The sequence below is a fragment of the Paenibacillus sp. SER-28 genome, assembly GCF_052906305.1.
In genome coordinates this window covers 259,563-282,973 of the sequence record NZ_JBRECM010000005.1, presented here as the reverse complement: position 1 = coordinate 282,973, position 23,411 = coordinate 259,563, and the positions used below count along the sequence as shown (strand labels likewise).

Here is a 23,411-nt window from a genome sequence, read left to right as displayed (position 1 = left end):
TCTCATTTTCTTCCTGAAGGAGGGCTATTATGTTTACAATATATCCGGCGGCTTCCCGATTCAGCTTCGATAAGGGCTGGTTGCGGGGAAGTCACAGCTTTTCATTCGCGGAGTATCAGGATGAGAACAATACAGCGTTTGGTCCTATGCGTGTCTGTAATGACGATGTCATCGCACCGGGACGGGGATTTGGGGCGCATCCGCACAGTGATATGGAGATTGTTTCGATTGTGCTGTATGGGGAACTGCGTCATGAAGACAACCGTGGACATGTAGCGGTAACCCGTTTTGGAGGCATTCAGCGAATGTCAGCGGGCCACGGCATCATTCATACGGAGCACAACGCTTCACAAACGGAGGATGTCAGTCTGCTGCAATTGTGGTTTAGCCCGCATACGAGAGGACTGAAACCGTCATATGAGGCTACAGCATTCAATCCTGAGCGTCTTCACGGTCAGCTTCTGCCTGTCGTTGCCGGAAAGCGCGTACCAGGCACAGAGGGTGAAATAGCTGCAATCAACCAGGATTTAACGATTTATTTAAGCAAGCTTCAGCCTGGAGAACAAGTAGAATTCACACAGGCCGAGGGTCGGCGCGTGTTCCTGTTCATCATCGAAGGCTCGCTGCGTGTGAACGGTGAACATATTCTGCAAGGACGCGATTCCGCTCGTATTGAGCAGGAGCCGAAGCTCTCACTGAAAGCAGAAGATTCTGTTTTTTATATGTTGATTGATTTGCCCTAAAAGGAGGTGCGCACAATGGCGCAGCAGGAAACATGGCTGATCAAGCATGCCGTCACGGGACGTAGCTTTGCTGACAGCCGCAAGCAGAGTTTCGATTGTCATTTTGAATCGGTGGACGGTGTGTTTCGCTTTACGCTTCAAGAGTTGCCGCGTGAGATGGCGGAGGCGATTGTGCGTTATAGCGGGGAGTTGAACGTATTTCGTTTTGTAACCCCGGTAGATGATGGCCCCCTGGTGAAGCATTGGTATTACGTCACCCCGGAAAGTGTGGAATATCATGATCAGACAGATAAGCTTACGTTCGAAGCTAGTTCTGAGATTGAATACCATCCCGAGGAGTATTGGGGCGATTAATCATTCCTTTATCATAAATTTTCAGATATATGATGGATTTTCGAAGGCTCTGCATCATTGCAGGGTCTTTTTGTTATCCGTTCAATATGTTGAGTTCATTGGATACATAATCCTTTGCAGGCTGGTACATCCTATATGTCATATTATCTGTTCGGCTCATTCGTAAAGGGGGAATAACGATGAAGAAAGGGCGCTTTCCCAAGTTGCCGAAGCCACCGTGGAGCCGGAGAGCGATTCCAGCCGCAGACCGCAAGACACGAAATTCCAATGTGCCTAAAGGACTGCCTGAGTCTTCGTGGCTGGAACAGCCGCTACGTAGCAGTGTGGAAGACAATTTGATTGCTTTGCGTGATATTTTTAAGGATTGCTCTGATATCGTCTATCGAGAGCTCATGATTTCCCCTGAACGCAAAGGGTTGTTGGCTTATTTTGAAGGTACGGTAAAATCGGAGGATTTGCAGGATCATATCCTGCGGCCTGTCATTCTGGGCATGATGCTCAAGGACCCTGAAGTGAACGGCAAATTGGAGCCGCTGGATGAAACTCGTATCTCCATGTCCCAGACCAAAACGATGGACGAATGGAAGATGGTATCGGCAGCGATACTGGACGGCAATGCCGCCTTGTTCGTAGATGGCACGCCTCGTGCGTATATTTTTAGCGCCAAGGGCGGTGTCCGTCGTGGCGTAGAGGAACCACAGACAGAAGCGGTTATTCGCGGACCGCGTGAGGGCTTCACTGAGACTCTTCGCGTTAATACAGCACTGTTACGCTTCAAGCTGAAGACCTCCAAGCTCAAGATGTACAGCATGACCATCGGAACAGAAACTCAAACGAGCGTCGTCCTTACTTATATTGAAGGGATCATAGATTCGAAGCTGGTGGAGGATGTAAAAAAACGGCTCAGCGATATTAAAATTGATGGTGTTCTGGAGACGGGGTATATTGAGGAACTGATTGAGGATCATCCGTTTTCACCGTTTCCGCAAATGGAATACACTGAACGTCCGGATACCGTCACTGCGCAGTTACTGGAAGGACGTTTTGCCATTTTTGTGGACGGAACGCCTTTTGCCCTGATTGGGCCAGTCACGATGTGGCAGATGATGCAAGCGAGCGAGGATTATTACGAGCGCTTTTTCATCAGTAATATGGTGCGCTGGATTCGTTTTCTTTTTCTCATAATGGCTCTCTTTCTGCCTGCATTATATGTAGCGGTGACGACCTTTCATCATGATATGCTGCCGACGACGCTCATCCTGAGTATTGCGGCGGCTCGCGAATCCATCCCTTTTCCAGCACTGGTGGAAGCATTGATGATGGAGATTTCCTTTGAGGCATTACGGGAAGCAGGGATTCGTCTCCCCAAAACGGTCGGTCAGGCCGTCAGTATTCTTGGTGCGCTCGTCATTGGGCAGGCCGCAGTACAAGCAGGAATCGTATCGGCGCCCATAGTCATTGTTGTGTCGCTCACAGGTATTGCGTCGTTTACCATACCGCGTTTTAACTTTGCCATCACGGTTCGTCTGTTGCGATTTCCCATCATGCTGATGGCAGGTTTATTCGGATTGTTTGGGATCATTATTGCGACAACGCTGATTGCTACGCATCTAACCAAGCTAACCTCGTTTGGTGTCCCTTATATGAGTGGATATAGCCCGTACAACCATATGGATCAAAAGGATATCGTCGTCCGCGCGCCTTGGTGGAAAATGACCAAACGTCCTTCCTGGATTGGTAAAGACAACAACAAACGAGCGAAGGAAAAGATGAATGGAACGCCTAAAAGCGAGGAGGGATGGTGATGACGCCCAAATCGAATACACAACAAATACGTAAAGTCGCTGTGCTCTGTTGTCTGCTGCTATGCTCTGTTCTCTTGGGAGGATGCTGGGATCGCCGTGAAGTGAATGATGTGGCTTTCGTGATGGGTACCGGGCTGGACAAGGAAGGCGATCAATACCGGGTAACGATGCAAATTGCTCTACCCGGACAACTCGGATCTTCGGGCAGTACAGGAGGAGGGGGAGGTACCAGTGGTACGAAATCCTACTATCTGGAGTCCAAAATAGGCCCAAGCTTTCGAGGAGCAAGTACCGAGGAACAGCGCGGAGTTTCGCGAACACTCAATTACTCCCATCGGCGGGTGCTGCTGTTCGGCGAGGCGCTGGCACGAGAAGGGATTAGCAAAATGATGGATGTACTGGCACGTGTTCCGCAGAACCGTCTGTCGTCCCTGGTTGTTATTACGAAGGGTTCAACGATGGAATTGCTTCAGGCAGATGCTCCGATAGAGCAATATCCAGCAGAAATGGTGCGTGAGCTCAATATTTCCTATATGAAAAAACCTCGTTCCGTTAAGCTGTTGATGAATTCCGTCCTGCTGGAAGGCGTTGACCCGGTGGTACCAGTAATGTCTCTGGTGAAGAATGGGCCCCCTAACCTTAAAGACAAGAAAACGAATATTCAGGTCGATGGACTGGCTGTGTTTCGCAAAGACAGGTTAACAGGAATTATTGATAACCACCTCAGTCGGTTTCTGCTTTTGGGTATGGAGCAAGCCAAGGAGACAGAAATATTTATTCCCCCTCCCAAAGGTAGAGGTTACATATCTGTACACCTCATCGAAAATAAAGTCCAAATTAAGCCCCATATTCAAGGGGATGAGATTCGAATGACCATTCAACTGAACTGCAATGGGAATGTGAAGGAAAATGAGACGAGCTTCGATATTTCCAACGAGGAAAATTTGAAGTGGCTGGAGCAGCAGACAGCTGAGGAGATCAAGAGGGAGCTGGGAGCGGCTGTTCAGGTGATTCAGCAAAAGTATCATTCAGACGTACTTGGTTTGGGCCGAGCTATTATTACAAGTCACCCGGATGAATGGAAACGGATCAAACCCCAATGGGAACAACTGTATCCCAAGGTGAAGGTCACCATAAATCCGGTCGTGCATATCGAGAATATCGGTGCGGTCACCAAACCATTCGGGGTCAAAAAGGAGCAAATCCAATGAATAAAGTATTTCTGTTACCTTTGGTGCTGGTTATGCTCTTCATGTATCTGATGGACCGTAAAAATATTCACAATGCACCAGCCATCAATCGCTGGGTCTCCCGCGTAATGTATGTTATTAGCATTGGTATCTGGATTTACGGAACATCAACGAAGAGCACCGTTTATGTGGCTACATGGCTAACCCACTTTATTGCCATGTGGCTCCCCCCTACGTTGTAAATCGTGTAATGGATGCCTGCGGGCAAAAGGAGGATGTACCTGCATGAAACAGTTCACAACCAGACAAATTGCGCTGCTTGGTGTATTGATGGAGGTCGGTATTACCCTTATACATGCTCCGACGCAGGCAGCGGATCACGCGAATCAGCATGCTTACTGGACCTGTATAATTGCGGCTATCGTGCTATGCTTGCCGATCTGGGCGATGTTGAAACTCAAACGCCGGTTTCCTGAGCAGGATCTGATGCAGGCGATGGTGAGCTCTCACCCTGTGCTGGGCCGTGTGCTGCTTGCAATCTACCTTATTTTATTCCTGATCATCTTTGCACGGGATTTGAGGATTATTACGGATCTGGTGGAGGTGGTGCTTTTGCCGCAGACTCCGATTGTGGTCACTTCTCTTATTGTGCTGTTGACTCTAGTATTTATGGCTAAAGGCGGAATAAGCACCATCGTGAATATGACCGAGAATTTTATACCACTGTTGATTGTGACGCTGTTGACCATGCCGCTTTTTTTTGGGCGTAATATGGATTTTTCGATGCTGAGACCCTACTTACATCCAGAAGTAGAGGGAGTAATCAAGGGGAGTTGGCGCATGCTGGGTTATATGGCCGATATTATGATAGTCCCCTTTGTGATTTCTGGGAAGAGCTATAATGGGCGTAGTGCGTGGTTTGGGCATTTGCTCGGAACCGCTTTTCTGACCATGCTGGTGCTGCTGTCCGAGTTGGTTATTGGTGTTCCTATCTTGTCACGGCTATTTTATCCATCGTATGAACTGGTGCGTCAATTGCAGCTAACGGACTTTCTGGATCGGTTCGATTTGTTCGTGGCAGTACTGACCGTACCGACCTTTCTTACGAAGATTGGGGTTGATCTGTACGTTACCAGTTTGGCGGTAAAGCGGATGTTTGCCCAAGCCTGGGGGAGCCTGATGGTTTGGCCCGTAGGTTTGTTAGGCTATGTCTGTTCGTTTATGCTGTTCTCCAACATTGTGCAAATTTATGAGTTCAGCCGGGAGTGGACCGCGGTGATGATCATTTTTTTTGTTATCATGCCTTTGTTGCTATGGATGTTGCTCCGACCCAAACCTAAAGGGAATGGCGGAGATGATAGGGCATCTAACGGAGAGCGGGATAGCAGTAGTCAGAAAGAAAGCCAGCATGAAGGCAGACCAGAACACGGTCACTTATAAGATTACTGTATTCATCGGAAAAGTAATTCTTATTTGTCTTTTACCCCTCTGATTGTATACTTGGTAGAAAGAAATACGACTTCTACAAGGGAGGCAACAGAATGGCACAACGCATGGCAGGTAAGAGAGTCGCTCTTGCGGGTCCCCGTAAAGCAGAAGAAATGGCGCTGCTAGTTGTGAAGATGGGGGGTGAGCCAGTACAGCGCCCGGCCCAAGGTACCGTTTTTCTGGATGATATCGAGCTGCGCAACGCTGTTGTATCGTGGGTGAAGCACCCTCCGGACTGGTACATCTTCACGACAGGTATGGGGCTGGATGCCCTGTTCGATATGGCAGAGGATATGGGCGTGGCTGAGCAGATTATGGAGCTGCTACAATCTTCCAACATTGCAGCGCGGGGCTACAAGACGGTCAATGGACTCAAAAAGCGTGGCTTTACGCCAGCAGTACGAGACGAGGACGGAAGTTTGATCGGATTGACAGGAGCTTTCGCCCCATACGATCTGAAGGGGAAAGAAGTATTGTTGCAACTGCATGGCGATCCAGCCCCACGGTTGGTAAAGTGGCTGGACGAGCAGGGGGCAGTGACCCGCCAGGTACTTCCTTATAAGCATATTCCACCTGAGGAAGCAAAATTGCAGGCGTTACTGGAGGATGTTATCCATCGTAATGTTGATGCTGTTACGTTCACGAGTGGTCCGCAAATTCGATTTTTAGCCCAATATGCGAGAGAGCAAAATCGAATCGAGGATTTACTGGAAGCTTTCCGTGAGGATGTGATTGCTGTATCAGTAGGGAAGGTGACTGCACAGTCCATTGTGGAAGAAGGGATTGATCGAGTCGTGTTTCCAACCGAAGAGCGCATGGGCGCGATGATGGTGGAGCTGGGCAAATATTTTGAGCATAACGATTCGGTGCATGGCTGTGGTCTGAAGATCGTGAATGGTCATTGAAATGAGATGAAAATGAGATAGAAATGAGATAGAAATTATAAATATAGTATGCTAAAAATGAACTTATATTTTTGGATAAAGCGTAAAATAAAGATAAGGGCCTGCGAGGTCTTTATCTTTTTTTATTGGACATGCATCGACAAAGATTTTTGTTATAGCGAAAATATTTAGCTAATATAATGAATAAGTTTCGATGCATGATACTTGAGCATTTTGCATAAATCCCAAGAGCGTTTTCAAATAAGCAATATATAGATCGAAACGCTTTAGTTCGTCTATATATTGTACTTATGAGCGTTGGGAATCGAATTATGCTAAATGCTGACTTAGGACAGGAGCTGAGACGTTAATGAATTCTATTTGTGTATTTGCCGGGTCCAGACCTGGACATTCATCGGTATATGTTGAAGCGGCAGGCAAGCTGGGAGAAGCCATGGCTCGCCATCATATCCGTCTGATCTACGGTGGCTCCAGTAGGGGGCTGATGGGAAAAGTGGCGGATGGCATGCTGGCGGGTAACGGTCAGGTCACTGGCATTATGCCCACCCTGTTATTTGATGCAGAGATCATTCATCGGGGAGTTACCGAATTTATTGAGGTAGCAAGCATGCATGAGCGTAAAGCGGCAATGAGCGAGATGGCCGATGCGTTTATTGCCCTTCCAGGTGGCTTGGGAACCTTTGAGGAGCTATTCGAGGTATTGTGCTGGGCGCAAATCGGCATTCATCGCAAGCCGATTGGGCTGCTGAATGTGAATGGATATTTTGAGCCGTTAGTAGAAATGGTGCGTCATAGCGTGCAAGAAGGGTTTACCGGGGCTGAGCATCCAGCGTTATTAAGTATCTCTGCGGACCCGGACGAATTGCTACATATGTTAAAAAATAAAGCAGAGAACTTGAAATAAAGCGTTTTTCGTGCTTGCACAACTGATTGAGGCAAGGTTATGATAAGACCCATAATCAAATAGCGGACAGACAAGGTGCCTTTGCGGTTGAGCAAAGGGTAACAGGGAATCGGGTGCAAATCCCGAGCGGTCCCGCCACTGTAAGGAAGAGGATTTTTTTAACTGGTCACTCGTGAAAAACGGGGAAGACGAAAGAATCTGTTGATGCCAAGCCAGGAGACCTACCTTGATCTGTATGCACCGTTAACCTTCGCGGAGAGGATGGGTGTACGAAATCAGGAAATCAGGCACACGTTGCTTTTTCCATGTTGGTTAGAGGTTTGCGTGGATATGAACGTGCAGCAGCGTTTGAAGCGTAAACAGACAGGTGGAAAACAACGGCAGGCTGGAGGAAGACAAATAGTGTCTTCTTACGCTGTTTTTTCGTCTGATGAGAGATACGTACATAGAAACCCCATCCGGGCAGGATGGGGTTTTTTGAGTTACAGGATGTGCATAAATCATTGAAATAGATAGGATAGCTACCCTGAAAAGGATGAATAGGAGGAGCACGATGAGCCCATTAGGAAAATTGCTGGTGATTGGATTTGGACCAGGAGATATGGAACATATCACAAAACGGGCGCTGGATGCGCTGGCCGAAAGTGAGGTCATTATCGGCTACAATACCTACGTTGATTTGATCCGTCCGTTGTTGAACGGACAGGAGATTGTACGCACAGGGATGACAGAGGAAGTGAGCCGTGCGCAGGAGGCGGTTCGCCAAGCAGAGATGGGCAAGAAGGTAGCTGTCATTTCCAGTGGAGATGCAGGAGTCTATGGTATGGCAGGGCTGGTGTACGAAGTGCTGATGCAAAAAGGCTGGCGACGCGAGGACGGGGTTGAGGTAGAAGTCGTACCGGGGATCTCGGCTATTCAGTCCTGTGCTTCACTGTTGGGGGCGCCAGTTATGCATGATGCTTGCACGATCAGTCTGAGTGATCATCTGACCCCATGGGAAACGATTGTGAAGCGTGTAGAAGCAGCGGCTTCGGCCGATTTTGTGATTGCATTATACAACCCGCGCAGTGGTCGGCGTACACGCCAGATTGTGGAGACGCAGTCCATTTTGCTGCGTTACCGCGATCCGCAAACTCCAGTTGGGTTGGTGAAAAGTGCTTATCGTGAACGTCAGCAAGTTATTGTAACGACGCTGGAAGATATGCTGAATCATGACATCGGGATGCTGACGACTGTAATCATCGGCAATTCCTCGACAACGGTGTATGACGGCTTGATCGTGACTCCGCGCGGATATCAGCGCAAATACACGCTGGATGCGACCGAGCAAGCGCTCAAGCCGCATCAGCGTCTCCGCACGGAAGCGGAGCCGTGGTCGCTGGGCGCACAAGAGGCTGCACCGCAGGCAGGCGCAGCCCCGACTACGCCCGCTGGACCCTCCGCGAGCGGCGCTGCGGTTGCGACGCAGGCACGCCCGCAAGCGATGGCTGCCGTGCAGGCAACGACCGCTGTGCAAACCGGCGCAGCAACCCCGGCATCGCTGGCGGCAGAGGCACTAAGCCGCCTCGCTGTTGGCGGCAAGCTGCCTGGCGCAGCCAACGCTCGCTGGAGCGGGCAAGCGCCTACCGCCGAGAGCACCGCCGGAACGGCAGCGGTGGCCGGAGCGGGGGCCCCGGCCGGGATGGCGACAGGCGGCTTTGGCAAGCCTGCGCTATTTGAGGTGGGCGTTTCCCCGGGGGTGGGAAACAAGAAGTTCACCGCTCGCCAGATGGCGCTGCTCGCCGAGGTAGCGGGTGATGATGGCGAACTGGAATACACGCCAGATCATCAGATTGTGCTGCGCGTGCCGTGTGCAGACCCCGAGGAACTGGTTGGACGGCTGCGGGATGAACGATTCATTGTCATGCCGATTGGCGATGTGTTTAAGGTAAAGGCGTGCGACTTCTGCAATATGGAGAAGGATGACGCTGTGCCTGTGGCTGAGCATCTACAGGTTGTACTTGGCGGATTACAGGCACCCAAGGAAACGAGCATTGCTTTGAACGGATGCGGTATGGCCTGCTATGGAGCGGTGCTGGAGGATATCGGCATCGTCTATCGCAAGGGAGGATACGACCTCTTCCTTGGTGGCAAAAAATTCGGTCGCAATGCTCATGCCGCTCAGCCCGTAGCGGAAGGGATTCCGGGTGATCAAATTACTGACATTGTGGAGAACGTCATCGCTGAATATAAGGAAAAAGGGCATCCGAATGAGCGTTTTCATAAATTTTTTAAACGTGTAGGTGTCGTTGCGGGTTTCCGGCATGAAGATGCACCAGCAACGGTAGAAGTGAATGCGGTTTGTGGTGATTAATGGACTGAAGGCCTGATGAACTGGATACAAGCATATATATAAAATAGGGCGTCATGCAGGCTATCCCTATTAAAGAGGAGGAAAAAACAGCAGTGGATGCAATATTGTTAGTTGGACATGGAAGTCGGGACCCGGAGGGGAACCAGGAACTGCTGGAATTTGCACAGGCAGTGGCAGACCGGGTACCGGATATGTGCGTGGAAACCTGTTTCTTGGAGTTGGCACGTCCCAGCATTGCTGATGGGATGCAAACATGTGTGGAGAAAGGTGCGACGCGTGTCGTTCTCATTCCGATTATCTTGTTCGCAGCGGTACATGCCAAAATTGATATTCCGATGGCTATTGATCGGGCAAAAGCAAAATATCCGCAGGTGGAATTTGTATATGGACGCCCGATTGGCGTTCACGAGAAAATCGTCAGCATTCTGCAAAGCCGCTTGAAAGAGGCCCGTCCGGTTGCAGTTCCAGCGGGAATGAATAGCGCTGTAGAGGCATTTGCCGAGGTATCCGACGAAGAAACGGCGGTACTTGTGTTAGGACGCGGAAGTAGCGATCCAGATGCGAACAGTGACTTTTTCAAAATCACCCGTATGCTGTGGGAGCAGCTTTCTTATACGTGGGTAGAGAGCAGCTTTATCGGTGTGACGCAGCCTTCTTTTCCCGATGGATTGGAGCGTTGTGTACGACTGGGGGCCAAAAAGATTATCGTGCTTCCCTATTTTCTGTTCACGGGTGTGCTGATTAAGCGCATCGGAGAAATGACCCAGGAATTTGCCGAGGCTCACCCTACATTACAAGTGGAAATGGGAGGATATTTTGGTTTCCATCCTCAACTGATTGAACTGGTGCTAGAGCGAGCTAAGGAAGGCTTGTTCGGCAAGGTTACGGCCAATTGTGATAACTGCCAGTTCCGTCTGGAGGCGCAGGAGCACCACCATCATCACCACGACCATGACCACCATCACGATCATGAGCATCATCACCATCATCATGCACATGAGCACGATCATCATGATCACCATACACACAGCCACGATCACACTCATGAGCATGACCATGCTCACCATCACGAGCATTCACATACGCCATCTGTAGTGAATGGAAGCGGGCAGGTGAAGGGCTCATGATATTCATGCTATGTGGAACGAGCGATGCTCGGGAATTGGCGCTGCAAATCCGTGACAATGGCTTCAACGTATTGACCTCGGTCGTAACCGAAAGCGCGGCAGCCAGCTTGTCCGAAGCAGGGCTGGACGTACGTACAGGGCGAATGACAGCCGATGAAATGACTGCAATGATTCGGGAGCAGGGAATACAGGCGGTTGTTGATGCCAGTCATCCTTTTGCAGAAGAAGCACATGCGAATGCAATGACAGCCGCTCGCGAGTCCGGAGTTCCTTATATTCGCTACGAGCGGGCGGGACTGATGTATGACAATCATCCATTGCTCCACATCGTGTCTTCCTATGAAGAGGCCGCATTAGAAGCGAAGCAACTCAAAGGCTCTGTCATGCTTACGACAGGTAGTAAGACGCTCGGCACGTTCACCAAGCATTTACTCGGAGACCCGGAGATTCGTCTGGTTGCACGCATGCTGCCGCGCCTAGACAATATGGAGAAATGCGGCGAACTGGGCATGGAGCAAAAGAATATTATTGCCATGCAGGGACCCTTTTCCCGCGAGATGAACGAAGCATTGTACAAGCACTATGGCACGACCGTGATGGTCACCAAGGAAAGCGGACACACGGGAGCAGTGGATGAAAAGGTTCAATCTGCATTGGAGCTGGGGATTCACGTACTTTTGATTTCCAGGCCGGAAGTGGAATTTGGCACAGTATTTGATCATTTCGACGGAGTCATTAACGCACTGCGCACAGCAAAAGAGAAAACTTCAATTTGAGTTGAGTCTTGCCCTTGCGAGTCCAGTTAATCAGGAACGACTTCTGGCATGTATTTAAAATATAGTCATCTTAAAACAGGTGTTTTTTAGAGGTATCTATGATTTTGTAGCAATGAATTGTCATTTTCCTAAACTATTTTCTAATTTTCCATAAGGGAGTGGTCGATACGATGGATTTTAAAACAGAATTCAAACCGCTAACGGTGCAGCCGCAGGAAATTGAGGGCAAAAGCTTCGAGATGATCACAGAAGAATTGGGAGAGCATCCTTTTACAGCAGAGCAATATCCCGTTGTACAGCGTGTCATTCATGCATCTGCTGATTTTGAGCTGGGCCGCAGCATGGTGTTTCATCCAAAGGCGATTGAAGCCGGGATTGCAGCTATTCGTGCAGGACAGCAGGTAGTGGCGGATGTGCAGATGATTCAAGCGGGGCTGAGCAAGGATCGTATCCGTCAATTTGGCGGGGATGTGCATGTGTACATATCTGACCCTGATGTCATGGAAGAAGCGAAAAGACTGAATACGACACGCGCCATTATTTCCATGCGCAAAGCGATCCAAGCGGGCGAAGGTGGCATTTATGCCATTGGTAATGCGCCGACAGCGTTGCTGGAGTTGATCCGTCTGGTAAAAGAAGGAGCGGCTAGACCCGGACTGGTGATTGGCATGCCCGTCGGTTTCGTATCGGCAGCAGAATCCAAGGACGAGCTGCGCAAGCTGGATATTCCGTTCATTACGAATATTGGACGCAAGGGCGGCAGTACAATTGTCGTAGCAGCATTGAATGCGATCTCCTTAATGGCTGTCCGCTAGATGCGGTTGTCCGTTTGCTGTATCATGAAATGAATTAGAACATGATCAGCAGAAGAGGTTAAGGAGGAATTGGCATGGAAAAGGAAGCGGCGTCCGCCAACAGGCCCAAACGGATGAAAAGCGGTGAAGCTCCCGCGCCGGACAAGCCAATGCGGTCAGGCTTTACGACTGGAGCTTGTGCGGCTGCAGTGGCCAAAGGAGCGGTACAACTGCTCATCACGGGCATTCCACCGAAGGAAGCAGTGATATCGCTGCCCGCGGGCTTCGATCATGCGTTTGAGCTGATCGAGCCTGTGTTGGACGCGGACGAAGCTTCCTGCACGACGATCAAGGACGGTGGCGATGACCCAGATGCCACGCATCAGGCGAAAATTATCGCCTCTGTTAGCTGGCACGAGGAGCCGGGTATTGAGCTGGACGGCGGCGTCGGAGTAGGGCGGGTAACGAAACCCGGTCTGCCTGTGCCTGTCGGGGAAGCAGCGATCAATCCAGTGCCGCGCCGGATGATTACGGAGGCTGTGACAGGCGTGCTTGAAGAGCACGGATCGGCCAAAGGTGTCCGTGTTGTCATCAGTGTGCCAGATGGTGAAGAAATTGCCAAGAAAACGCTGAACGGACGGCTTGGCATTCTTGGCGGTATTTCCATACTAGGTACACGCGGTGTGGTCGTTCCGTTTTCCACGTCAGCTTATAAAGCCAGCGTCGTGCAGGCCATATCGGTTGCACAAGCGATGAACTGCCAAGAAATAGTCCTGACCACAGGCGGCAGCAGTGAAAAATATGCCATGCAAATGTACGATCAGCTGACGGAAGAGGCCTTTATTCAGATGGGGGATTTTGTCGGCTTTGCCATTAAGCATGGGAAACGGCTGGGAATGAAAAAGATTATTCTCGTCGGTATGCCTGGCAAGCTGTCAAAGGTAGCTCAAGGTGTCATGATGGTACACTCCAAGAGCGCTCCGGTGGATTTTGGCTTTTTGGCTGAGGTCGCGCGTGAAGCGGGGGTGGACGAGTCGCTTGCAGCGGCAGTGGCAGAGGCCAATACAGCTACGCAGGTGGCGGATATGATGACCGAAGCGAATGCGCTTAGCTTTTTTGAAAAGCTGTGTACCTATGGATGTCAGCATTGTCTGGACCATGCAGGTGGTGGAATTGTCGTGGAAATGGTACTGGTAACGATGAAAGGGAACGTGCTAGGGAGGGCGAGAGTCGGTGAGTAGAGTGATTCGTGTCATTGGTATCGGTGAAAATGGAGCGGCAGGTCTGTCGCAGGAGACGCTGGAGCACATTGAGCGTGCCGACCTGCTGGTTGGTGGAGAACGCCAGCTAGCCTTTTTCAAGGCATTCGCAGGGGAAAAACGAACATTAAAGAGCGGCTTATCTGCCGTGGTAGAAGAATTGGGACGGTTGCGCAAGCACAAGGATATTGTCGTGCTTGCGTCAGGCGATCCGCTTTTTTTTGGAATTGCAGGTTATTTGTCCGCCAAGCTGGGGGCTGAACATTTGGATATTTTGCCGCATATCAGCTCGGTTCAGCTGGCGTTTGCGCGTCTCGGTGAAAGCTGGCAGGATGCGGTGCTGGAAAGCGTACACGGCCGTCCGATGACCGGATTGGCGCAGCGGATTGACGGACAGAACAAGGTCGCACTGTTGACGGACGACCGGAATCATCCCGCCGCAGTCGCTGCCTATCTGCTGCACTATGGCATGACGGAATATGATGCCTTTGTCGGCGAGCATGTGGGCGGACCGGATGAGGCGTATCAGCATTATACGTTGGATGAGATGGCGCAGAGAACGTTCCAACCACTGAATGTGGTTATTTTGCGCCGCCGTAAGGGAGAAGACGTGCCTGCAATTCGTCGGGGATTTGGCTTCGAGGATGCGGAATTTCACCAGCGTAAGCCGGAAAAAGGACTGATCACGAAGCGTGAAGTACGCGTATTCAGCTTGTCCGAGCTGCGTCTGACCGAGCGAAGCATCGTATGGGACATCGGTGCAGGTTCCGGCTCTGTAGCGGTGGAATGTGCGCGGCTGGCCAAGTATGGGCAAGTATTTGCCATTGAGAAGAACGAAGGCGATTTGGCTAATGTGGAAGCGAACAAAATCAAATTCCGCACCGATTTCCCGGTTATTCATGCCAAAGCGCCTGCCGGACTGGAAGATCTGCCAGACCCGGATGCGGTGTTTATCGGTGGGAGCGGGGGAGAATTGGCCGAACTGATTCGTCTGTGTGCTTCCCGTCTGCGGAAGGATGGACGAATTGTAGTGAATGCTGCAACGATTGAGACGCTGCATGATGGGATGAAGGCGATGCAAGCAGCAGGTCTCGATACTTCGGTGACGTTATTGCAAACAGCGCGCAGCAAGCCGATTTTGAATATGACTCGTTTTGACGGACTCAATCCGATATATGTTATTACAGGACAGCCGTCGGTGGACGTGGCTGACGAAGTAGCAGGGGAGTAAGCTGGTAATTCAAGAGGGGGAGAGAGACAGCATGAATACGGCAGCAACAGGAACACTTTACGGCGTAGGCGTGGGGCCGGGTGATCCCGAGCTGATTACGGTCAAGGCGTATCGCATGATTCAGGAATGTGCAGTTGTGGCTTATCCGAAGAAACGCCGGGGAGGTAAGTCGTATGCTCACGAAATCGTGGAGTTGTACGTCAACCCGGAGGAAAAGGAGATGCTGGGACTCATTTTTCCAATGACCAAGGACCCGGTTGTACTGGAGCGTGAGTGGAACAAAACGGTGGTTGCTTGCTGGGAGGCACTGAGCCAAGGCAAGGATGTAGCCTTTGTTACAGAGGGAGACCCTAATTTGTACAGTACCTTTATTCATTTGGCACGGCTCATGAAGGATCTCCATCCTGAAGTGCCGATTGTATCTATTCCGGGCATTTCGTCTGTGTTGGGAGCGGCGGCAGCGCTGGAATTGCCTTTGGCAGACGGAGATCAGCAGGTCGGTATTATTCCGGCTACGGATGATCGGGAAGCGATGAAGCGGGCGATTGAGAATCACGATACGGTCGTGTTTATCAAGGTTGCCAAGGTGCTGGATTTGATTTTGGATGTGCTGGATGAACTCCATCTTGGGGACCGTGCATCAGTCATTACCAAGGTCACTTCCCCTTATGAAATGGTATGGCGCGACGCACGTGAGCTGCGCGGACAGGAGCTTGAATATTTGAGTTTAATGGTGGTGAGCAAATGACGTTGGAGCCCAAAGTGTATATCGTAGGAGCAGGTCCCGGCGACCCAGAGCTGATTACGGTCAAAGGCTCTCGGATTCTACGCACGGCCGATGTGGTATTGTACACGGATTCGCTCGTGAACGACGAGCTGATTGCCACGGCCAAGCCAGAGGCGCAGGTACTGCAAAGCTCAGGCATGGATCTGGAGCGGCAGGTTGAGATTATGAGCGAGGCTGTGCAGGCTGGACGCAGTGTAGCTCGCGTACATACAGGTGATCCGGCAGTGTACGGAGCCATTTTGGAGCAAATGGTGTTGCTGAAGCAGCGCGGAGTAACATACGAAATCGTACCAGGCGTCAGCTCGGTCTTTGCTTCTGCGGCCGTGCTGGGTGCAGAGCTAACTGTGCCTGACCTGACGCAGACGGTCATTCTGACGCGTGCCGAAGGCCGTACACCTGTACCGGATCGGGAAAAGCTGCGTGACTTGGCATCCCATCACTGTACAGTGGCACTGTTCCTCAGCGCAACGTTGGCAAAGAAAGTGGTCGTTGAGTTTTTGGCAGCAGGCTGGAGTGAGGACACGCCTGTAGCGGTTGTGCAGCGCGCGACCTGGCCGGATCAAAAGATCGTACGCACGACGCTTGCTCAATTACCCGCCGATTTGCGTGCAGCAGGCATAACGATGCATGCCATGATTTTGGCAGGCTGGGCGCTCGACCCGGAGCTGGTGGACAAGGACGCGCATCGTTCCAAGCTGTACGACAAGTCATTCACCCATGGCTACCGGAAGGGAGTGAAGCCCGGTGAGTAATCCATTTGCCGCTGTGGCAATCACGAAGCATGGAGTGGAAATGGTGCGCAATTTGGGAGCCAGCTTTCCGGGCACGGATGTGTATTACATGTCCAAATTTGAGCGTGGCGACGAGCAGGAGCGTGGCATTCAATTGTTCGAAGGCTCGGTCAAGCTGATTTTGCCGGATTTATTTAAACAATATAACGGTATTATTTTATTTATATCTCTCGGTGCAGTGGTTCGTATGATTGCACCAATTTTGGTGGATAAAAAGGTAGACCCAGCGGTAGTTGTCATTGATGATCGTGGCGAGCATGTCATTAGCGTATTGTCTGGCCATTTGGGTGGCGCCAATGAATTGACCCGCCATGTAGCGGCTTTGCTGGGCGCACGTGCTGTAATCACGACTGCATCGGACGTGCAGGGCACGATCCCGGTGGACATGTTTGGTCGGGAATTGGGTTGGGTGGTCGATAGCTTCGACAAGGCCACTCCTGTGAGCGCTGCTGTTGTGAACGAGGAGCCTGTTGCGCTCATACAAGAGACAGGCGAACGGAACTGGTGGCGTTATGACAAGCCTGTACCTGGACATATCAAGGTATATGCTTCGACGGCGGAAGCATTGCAAGAACCGTTTAACGCCGCATTGGTCGTGAGTGACCGTTTATTGGAGCTGGAGGAAGAGGAGCAGCTTCTTTCTAATGGCGTGCTGTACCGTCCGAAAAGCTTGGTGCTCGGCATCGGCTGCAACCGTGGGACTGCATTGGAGGAGCTGGAGGCGGGTGTGCTGGACACCTTGCAAGAGCTGCGTTTGTCCGTGAAAAGCGTACGGAATATTGCCACCATTGATCTGAAAAGGGACGAAGAGGGCTTACTTGCCCTTTGCGCCAAATACGGTTGGGAACTGGTGACGTATACTCCGTCAGAGCTGAATACGGTGCAGCTTCCTAATCCATCGGAAACCGTCTTCAAATACACTGGTGCATATGGGGTCAGTGAACCTTCAGCCTTGTTGTCTTCTGGTGCAGACCATTGGCTGCTGGAGAAGAAAAAAAGCGGCAATATGACGCTGTCTGTAGCGCGGGTTTCCTATGACTGACATCATGAAGCAGGCTGTACAGTCTGATCCGTCTGCCGCTACGCGCAGAAGCCGTATTGTTGTTGCCGGAACAGGCAGCGGCGCAGGCAAAACGACGGTTACCCTCGGGCTGATGAAGGCGTTCGCCGATAGCGGCCTGCGAGTGCAGGGTTTTAAATGCGGGCCGGATTATATCGATCCGACCTATCATACTGCCGCGACTGGGACTTCTTCCCGTAATCTGGATTCATGGATGACCTCACCGGATACGGTGCGTGAAACCTTTATCCGTGCTTCCGAAGGCGCGGATATTTCCGTGATTGAAGGCGTCATGGGGCTGTATGACGGCAAGGACCCGCTCAGCAACACCGGCTCGACTGCTGAGATCGCCATGCTGACGGACAGCCCTGTATTGCTGGTGGTCGACGTGCGCAGTATGGCACGAAGCACCGCCGCTATTGTGCTCGGCTTTCAGCGCTTGGAGCCCAAGCTGCGCATTGTGGGCGTAATGGTGAATCGCTGCGGTAGCCAAGGGCACTATGGCATCGTCAAAAAGGCGATTGAGCAGGAGTGCGGCATCCCTGTGCTCGGCTGGTTAAAGCGTGATGACGGGCTGGATATTCCTGAGCGTCATCTGGGTTTAGTACCCGCTGTGGAACGCGGCGAGCTGGAGCCGCTTTTCCAACGGGCGGCAGAGCTGATCCGCGCGGGTACGGATCTGGATGCACTGCGGGCATTGGCGGATTCGGCTCCGCCGTTGTCTCTGCCGGCACAACCGTTGTTTCCCCCGGATTGGCTTCCATCAGCAGGGCATGAAGCTGATACCGGGGAACGTCCCGTCATCGCCGTCGCCAGAGATGCGGCGTTCAATTTTTACTACCCGGAAAATATGGATTTACTACGTCAGGCGGGAGCAGAGATTATCTATTTCAGTCCGCTGGCGGGAGAACGCGTACCTGAGCAGGCAAGCGGCCTATACCTGGGCGGCGGTTTCCCCGAAGAGTTTGCCGCAGATATCGCTGCAAATACGGGCTTTTTGGAAGATATCCGCAACGCGGTAAGCTGGGATATGCCAGTATTCGCCGAATGCGGCGGTTATATGGTACTGGCACGGACACTTACGGATCGTATGGGGAATGCCTATCACATGGCCGGGGTTATTCCGTCGGACGTCCGCATGCAGGAGAAACGGGCTGCACTGGGATACCGGGAAGCAACCGCTTTGCAGGATTGCTTGCTGCTGGAGGCTGGAGAGACCATTCGGGGACATGAATTTCATTATTCTGTCATGCACTATGATGAATCATCCGCCCCCTACTCCTACGCCTATCAAACCAAGGGGATGCGTGGTCTCCAGAGCGAGGGTTATGCGAAAGGGAACCTTTTGGCAGCCTACACGCATGTCCATCTTGCATCTCTTCCCAAGGCGGCAGCACGCTGGGTGGAACAATGCCGGGTTTACGGTCAATAGTTTTGCAAACGAGTGCACCACTTCATATAAGCGAAAAAAAGCCGAGTCCCTAAAGGGTCCGGCTTTTCTAAATTCAATAGATTTAAACCTTACATAGTATGGAAGCGTATACATTACTTTTTTGGTGACTCGCTTACATGAGCTTTTTCAGCTGGGAAATCCTTCCCTGACTCACGCCAAGCATGGAGGCGAGTTGTTTTTGTGAAGATGCTGGATGTTCTTCCATAAGCTCTCTCATTTTTTCCAAAATAACGTCTGTGCGCTGATAAATTTTTTTCATATGCATATTTTGCTTAAGTGGAGGTGAATGGGTTTCAGTCGCTGTGACCGGAATTAAATCTTCCGTTTTCATCGAGGCTGCACATTCATCGCAGATAAACTGATCTTTAAAGTAGGTGTTGGTATCAACCGCACCGCAGAATATACAGTTGGTTGATTTGTACTTACGGAGCATGAGTGTCTGGTCTTCAATAAAAAACTCTAATGGATCGCCGATGTCAATCTCCATCGTCATGCGCAACTCTTTAGGAAGCACAATTCGCCCCAAGCTGTCCAAGGGCCGGGTCATTCCAGTCCTTTTCATTCATGCAACCTCCCCGGTTTTTTAAGATTTATAGAATGTATAAGGTTTGAGGCAATTCTTATCAATTCTATAACCGCAAGCATAAATTCTTACAAAAAGCGGCCCTTCATTGTTAATCAAGCATGGACGCACTTTTTTTCTTACGAGTATACCATAAACAGGCCGAATCGCCATCGTTCAGATTTATAAAGTTTGAATAAGTTTTAATAAGTTTATTGCGAGCGAACATATATGCTATAATCGTCTGCTAAAGGATTTAATAGGCCGTCTGTAGAATTATTTATATATGCCGTAGCTCGGACAATGATGGCGGTGTTATGGGAAATGGATAAGGGCCAAACGGAATTTTCTGAGCGTTTTGACCCCACAAACAAGAATAAATGACACGGGCCCCGCCTTTAAAGTCCTTATATACAAGTCAGGCAAGGAGGATTTATCATGGAAAAAAGAAAAGCATTGTTGTTAGGAGATTATTCTTATCCGGAGTTTCACCCGCTGCAAGGGGTGGACGAAGAGATTAGCCATATTTTACAGGATTGGATGACCGTACAGTGCAGTGAGAATCGTAAAATGCTGCTCAAGGAAAATCTAACCTCATTTGATCTATGTATCTCGTACTGCGATAGCCGCAAGGAGGTTCTGTCACCTCAACAAACAGCAGGATTGCTGTCTTATGTTAGTGGCGGGGGTGGATTGCTTGTGCTGCATAACGGAATCACATTGCAAGGACGGTATGAAATTGCACAGTTAATGGGGGCACGTTTCTTGCGACACCCGGCTGCAGGTCCACTTTCCTTCAAAGTAACGGAGCCGGATCATCCGATTATGGAAGGAATCGAGCCGTTCGAGATGCAAGAGGAGCCGTATCGTTTTGATTTTGATCCATTCACTGAAAAAACACTACTGATGGAATATGAACACGAAGGCCAGTGGTGGCCGGCGGCATGGTCACTGTCCTATGGCTTGGGTCGGGTCGTCTATTTGATGCCTGGACATAATCAGCCAAGCTTCCAGCACGAGGGATACCGCAAGCTGCTGCTTCAGGCTGCCAAGTGGGCTGGACGCTTTCCGGGTTAAACATAGATCATTCCATTCATTGAGGAAGGGGAGCTGCGAACTTTATGCGGCTCCCCTTTTCAGGTTATACTATAGGTAATCACAGGTAGGGGAGGATATATTATGAGCGATTTGTTCAAAAAAGCCATCTCATTGGGATGGGGCCTCACCGTTGTCAGCAAAGAAAAGGTGGAGAAAGCCGTCGAGGATCTTGTAAACCGGGGAGAACTTGCGCCCTCGGAATCCAAAGCACTGGTCGATCGTCTGATCGAACGAGGGGCAGAGGAACAGGGACAATTCAAAACAGTGATCCGCGAACAGGTTAGCCGCATTTTGCAGGAGCTGGAAGTCCCTACCGAAAACGATGTTACAAGTTTGGAGCAGCGTGTGGCATTGTTGGAAAAACAGGTAGCGGAGCTGGAAAAAGAAAAGGCGGCGCTTACGGGTTCGAGCGACGCTGAAGAAGCGAACCGGCTGGATTAAAATGGCGGTTCGTATGAAGCACGCCGGTCGTTACCGGGAAATTGCCATGGCGCTGGCGCGTCATGGCTTTGGCTATATGGTGGAAGAAATGGGACTGTTCCAGCTGCTGTCATTGCCTCGCAAGTGGCTGACGAGAGAAACTCCCGAGTCCAAAACGCTAGGTGAACGGATTCGACTTGTGCTGGAGGATCTGGGGCCTGCATTCATCAAGCTTGGACAGTTGGCAAGCACACGTGCTGACCTGCTGCCGGAGCCTATTATCCGTGAGCTGGTTAAGCTTCAGGATCAGGTACCACCGTTTTCATCTGAAACGGCGCGTGGCATTCTGGAGCAAGAGCTGGACACGTCATTAGAGGACATACTGGTTCGTTTTGACGATGTTCCGCTGGCCGCTGCTTCGATCGGGCAAGTGCATCTGGGCAAGCTGCACAGCGGCGAAATGGTCGCCATTAAAATCCAGCGTCCTGGCGTTAATCGCATTATTCGGCGAGATTTGGACATTTTGCGGGAACTGACCGCTATGGCAGCCAAGCGCTGGGAGTGGGTAGGGCGATATCAGCTTCGCCAGATGGTGGAGGAGCTGGGGAGATCGCTCATTCAGGAGCTGGATTACAACCATGAAGCCCGTAATACAGAGAAGATTGCGCTCCAATTTGAGCAGGACCCACATATCTATATTCCGAAAATATACTGGGATCATACCTCTTCCCGTATACTGACTATGGAGTTTCTAGACGGAACTCACTTGGGTAGTCGTGAAGAGCTATTACGCCGTGGATATAACTTGAAAGAACTGGCGCAGCGGCTGGTGAACAGCATGCTGCATCAAATTTTTATAGAGGGATTTTTTCATGCCGATCCCCATCCGGGGAATTTACTTGTTTTGAAAAATGGCAGTCTCGCTTATTTGGACTTTGGCATGACGGGAAGGTTGAGCGAAGAGATGAAGAATCATCTCGCTTCCCTCATTATTGCCCTGATGCGCAAAAATACCGATGCCATGGTTCGGTCTATCGAACGTTTGGGTCTGGTCGAACCGGACACCGACCTGAATGCGCTGCGTGCTGATCTGGACAAGATACGCGAAGATTACTCAGACGTTCCTTTCTCACAGATTAGTATTGGTGATGCTTTGAACGACCTATTTGGCGCAGCGCAGCGCCATCGGATTGGTTTGCCGTCGGACGTCCTGTTGCTAGGCAAGGCGTTGCTGACACTGGAGGGGGTCGTGGAGCACCTGGACCCCGATCTCAGTATTATCGCTTTGGCTGAGCCCTTTGGTAACAAGCTGTTGAAGGAACGCTTCAGCGGTCGTCGTATCCGAGGCAAGCTGCTGGGTGGTGCGACTGAGCTGGTGGAGACGCTGATGGAACTACCAGGACATGCGAGGCATTTGGCCTCGATTATCAGCAAGGGCAAGCTTAAGCTGGAGGTTACTGTGCCGGAGCTGGAAATGCTTCTGCGCAGGCTGGATCAGATCAGCAACCGTCTGTCATTCAGTATCGTGCTGTTAGCGTTCAGCATTATTATGGTCGGACTTATTATCGGTTCATCGCTGAATCATCAGGTGACCATGCTGTGGAATGTACCTGCCATTGAAATCGGCTTTGTTGTCGCTCTCTTAATGGTTGCCTTTTTACTATATTCCATTTTTAAATCGGGAAGATTCTAGATACTGACCAGAAAGGAAAACTTATGGATACACATAAGATGAATAATCTCCAAATTGCAGATGTGCCATGGCACCGCCTGACTACTCCTTATGGCAGGGGCACGGAGTTGCCACAATTGATATCCAACGGGGAGTACGCAGCAATTGCTGATCTGATAGAGCATCAAGGCACACTGTGGCAGGTTACGCCATGGGTGTTACTTTTCTTATTGCGTATTATGCATATGAGAAATTCGGATGATATCACGCGGAGTGAGTTGGAACTGTACCATGCGGTTGTTGGAACATTGGACATGGAAAACGCACAAGAGGATTCACAGAAGTCTGTAGAATCCCTAACCATGCTGCTGGACGAAAAATATCTATGGCCGGCAGACAGCGATCCAGAAGAAGATGAACTGGAGTGGGAAGAGGAAGAAGCACGCGGTTATGATCCGGTAGCTTTTTGGAGTTATTATGACTATAGTTATCGATTATTGAAGCAAGCACTGCCTGACTTTGAAGGCTTACTCCAGCAGCATGCGGACTCTGAGATTACTGAATCCCTATCGGAGCTTGTACAGAAATTGCGAAAATTTTAAACATAAGAAAACGAATCAAATGAGCTATGACAGGAAA

General features: G+C 50.5%; 23 protein-coding genes and 1 riboswitch. Of the genes, 22 read left to right on the top strand and 1 reads right to left on the bottom strand.

The window, feature by feature from the left end; translation table 11 throughout:
* Positions 1-29: 29 nt before the first annotated feature.
* The 18 genes from ACUYLD_RS15420 (at position 30) to ACUYLD_RS15335 (ending at position 18,999) form a co-directional block, all read left to right on the top strand.
* The gene (locus tag ACUYLD_RS15420) at positions 30-743 is read left to right on the top strand and encodes a pirin family protein (RefSeq protein WP_440723268.1); all 714 of its coding nucleotides are present in this window, start codon (positions 30-32) and stop codon (positions 741-743) included.
* Between the two features lie 15 nt (positions 744-758).
* The gene (locus ACUYLD_RS15415) at positions 759-1,097 is read left to right on the top strand and encodes a hypothetical protein (RefSeq protein ID WP_039271675.1); all 339 of its coding nucleotides are present in this window, start codon (positions 759-761) and stop codon (positions 1,095-1,097) included.
* A gap of 179 nt (positions 1,098-1,276) precedes the next feature.
* The gene (locus ACUYLD_RS15410; RefSeq protein ID WP_069290598.1) at positions 1,277-2,902 is read left to right on the top strand and encodes a spore germination protein; all 1,626 of its coding nucleotides are present in this window, start codon (positions 1,277-1,279) and stop codon (positions 2,900-2,902) included.
* Positions 2,902-4,113 carry a Ger(x)C family spore germination protein gene (locus ACUYLD_RS15405; RefSeq protein ID WP_322158881.1) on the top strand — a complete coding sequence of 404 codons (1,212 nt, stop codon included), beginning with the start codon at positions 2,902-2,904 and terminating at the stop codon, positions 4,111-4,113. Before ACUYLD_RS15410 ends, ACUYLD_RS15405 begins: the two co-directional genes overlap by 1 nt.
* Positions 4,110-4,334: a hypothetical protein gene (locus ACUYLD_RS15400; RefSeq protein WP_039271669.1), complete on the top strand. Its 225-nt coding sequence runs from the start codon at positions 4,110-4,112 to the stop codon at positions 4,332-4,334. The genes ACUYLD_RS15405 and ACUYLD_RS15400 overlap by 4 nt, the downstream gene beginning before the upstream one ends.
* 43 nt (positions 4,335-4,377) lie before the next feature.
* Positions 4,378-5,532 carry a GerAB/ArcD/ProY family transporter gene (locus tag ACUYLD_RS15395; protein WP_446675444.1) on the top strand — a complete coding sequence of 385 codons (1,155 nt, stop codon included), beginning with the start codon at positions 4,378-4,380 and terminating at the stop codon, positions 5,530-5,532.
* 101 nt (positions 5,533-5,633) lie between these two features.
* The gene (locus ACUYLD_RS15390) at positions 5,634-6,485 is read left to right on the top strand and encodes a uroporphyrinogen-III synthase (RefSeq protein ID WP_069080101.1); all 852 of its coding nucleotides are present in this window, start codon (positions 5,634-5,636) and stop codon (positions 6,483-6,485) included.
* A 349-nt stretch (positions 6,486-6,834) separates the two neighbouring features.
* A complete protein-coding gene (locus ACUYLD_RS15385) occupies positions 6,835-7,389 on the top strand; it encodes an LOG family protein (RefSeq protein ID WP_446675443.1) in 555 nt (184 codons plus the stop codon).
* A gap of 57 nt (positions 7,390-7,446) precedes the next feature.
* A riboswitch (cobalamin riboswitch) is annotated at positions 7,447-7,632 on the top strand.
* A 310-nt stretch (positions 7,633-7,942) separates the two neighbouring features.
* Positions 7,943-9,742 carry a precorrin-3B C(17)-methyltransferase gene (gene cobJ / locus ACUYLD_RS15380; protein WP_254350561.1) on the top strand — a complete coding sequence of 600 codons (1,800 nt, stop codon included), beginning with the start codon at positions 7,943-7,945 and terminating at the stop codon, positions 9,740-9,742.
* Positions 9,743-9,834: 92 nt separating this feature from the next.
* Positions 9,835-10,869, top strand: coding sequence for a sirohydrochlorin chelatase (locus ACUYLD_RS15375; protein WP_446675442.1), 1,035 nt, complete (start codon positions 9,835-9,837; stop codon positions 10,867-10,869).
* Positions 10,866-11,645, top strand: coding sequence for a precorrin-6A reductase (gene cobK / locus ACUYLD_RS15370; protein ID WP_446675441.1), 780 nt, complete (start codon positions 10,866-10,868; stop codon positions 11,643-11,645). The genes ACUYLD_RS15375 and cobK overlap by 4 nt, the downstream gene beginning before the upstream one ends.
* A 170-nt stretch (positions 11,646-11,815) precedes the next feature.
* A complete protein-coding gene (locus ACUYLD_RS15365) occupies positions 11,816-12,460 on the top strand; it encodes a precorrin-8X methylmutase (RefSeq protein WP_446675440.1) in 645 nt (214 codons plus the stop codon).
* Positions 12,461-12,534: 74 nt separating this feature from the next.
* Complete coding sequence (locus tag ACUYLD_RS15360) at positions 12,535-13,680, top strand: cobalt-precorrin-5B (C(1))-methyltransferase (RefSeq protein WP_446675439.1); 1,146 nt, start codon at positions 12,535-12,537, stop codon at positions 13,678-13,680.
* Positions 13,673-14,929: a precorrin-6y C5,15-methyltransferase (decarboxylating) subunit CbiE gene (gene cbiE / locus ACUYLD_RS15355; RefSeq protein ID WP_446675438.1), complete on the top strand. Its 1,257-nt coding sequence runs from the start codon at positions 13,673-13,675 to the stop codon at positions 14,927-14,929. The genes ACUYLD_RS15360 and cbiE overlap by 8 nt, the downstream gene beginning before the upstream one ends.
* Positions 14,930-14,960: 31 nt before the next feature.
* Positions 14,961-15,677: a precorrin-2 C(20)-methyltransferase gene (gene cobI, locus ACUYLD_RS15350; RefSeq protein ID WP_039271654.1), complete on the top strand. Its 717-nt coding sequence runs from the start codon at positions 14,961-14,963 to the stop codon at positions 15,675-15,677.
* Positions 15,674-16,468, top strand: a complete 795-nt coding sequence (gene cobM / locus ACUYLD_RS15345) for a precorrin-4 C(11)-methyltransferase (protein WP_446675437.1) — start codon at positions 15,674-15,676, stop codon at positions 16,466-16,468. Before cobI ends, cobM begins: the two co-directional genes overlap by 4 nt.
* Complete coding sequence (locus ACUYLD_RS15340; protein ID WP_446675436.1) at positions 16,461-17,549, top strand: cobalt-precorrin 5A hydrolase; 1,089 nt, start codon at positions 16,461-16,463, stop codon at positions 17,547-17,549. The genes cobM and ACUYLD_RS15340 overlap by 8 nt, the downstream gene beginning before the upstream one ends.
* Positions 17,542-18,999, top strand: a complete 1,458-nt coding sequence (locus ACUYLD_RS15335) for a cobyrinate a,c-diamide synthase (protein ID WP_446675435.1) — start codon at positions 17,542-17,544, stop codon at positions 18,997-18,999. The genes ACUYLD_RS15340 and ACUYLD_RS15335 overlap by 8 nt, the downstream gene beginning before the upstream one ends.
* A gap of 133 nt (positions 19,000-19,132) precedes the next feature.
* Here the strand turns inward: ACUYLD_RS15335 and ACUYLD_RS15330 are convergent, their stop codons facing one another.
* Positions 19,133-19,582 carry an AbrB/MazE/SpoVT family DNA-binding domain-containing protein gene (locus ACUYLD_RS15330; protein ID WP_039271650.1) on the bottom strand — a complete coding sequence of 150 codons (450 nt, stop codon included), beginning with the start codon at positions 19,580-19,582 and terminating at the stop codon, positions 19,133-19,135.
* Positions 19,583-20,020: 438 nt separating this feature from the next.
* Here ACUYLD_RS15330 and ACUYLD_RS15325 point away from each other — a divergent pair, with 438 nt between their 5' ends.
* The 4 genes from ACUYLD_RS15325 (at position 20,021) to ACUYLD_RS15310 (ending at position 23,374) form a co-directional block, all read left to right on the top strand.
* Complete coding sequence (locus ACUYLD_RS15325; RefSeq protein ID WP_039271649.1) at positions 20,021-20,659, top strand: ThuA domain-containing protein; 639 nt, start codon at positions 20,021-20,023, stop codon at positions 20,657-20,659.
* A 102-nt stretch (positions 20,660-20,761) separates the two neighbouring features.
* On the top strand, positions 20,762-21,121 hold the full coding sequence (locus tag ACUYLD_RS15320) for a phasin family protein (RefSeq protein ID WP_013312404.1): 360 nt from the start codon (positions 20,762-20,764) through the stop codon (positions 21,119-21,121).
* Between the two features lies 1 nt (position 21,122).
* Positions 21,123-22,793, top strand: coding sequence for an ABC1 kinase family protein (locus tag ACUYLD_RS15315; protein ID WP_446675434.1), 1,671 nt, complete (start codon positions 21,123-21,125; stop codon positions 22,791-22,793).
* A gap of 23 nt (positions 22,794-22,816) precedes the next feature.
* Positions 22,817-23,374 carry a hypothetical protein gene (locus ACUYLD_RS15310; protein ID WP_446675433.1) on the top strand — a complete coding sequence of 186 codons (558 nt, stop codon included), beginning with the start codon at positions 22,817-22,819 and terminating at the stop codon, positions 23,372-23,374.
* The last annotated feature ends 37 nt before the right edge of the window (positions 23,375-23,411 follow it).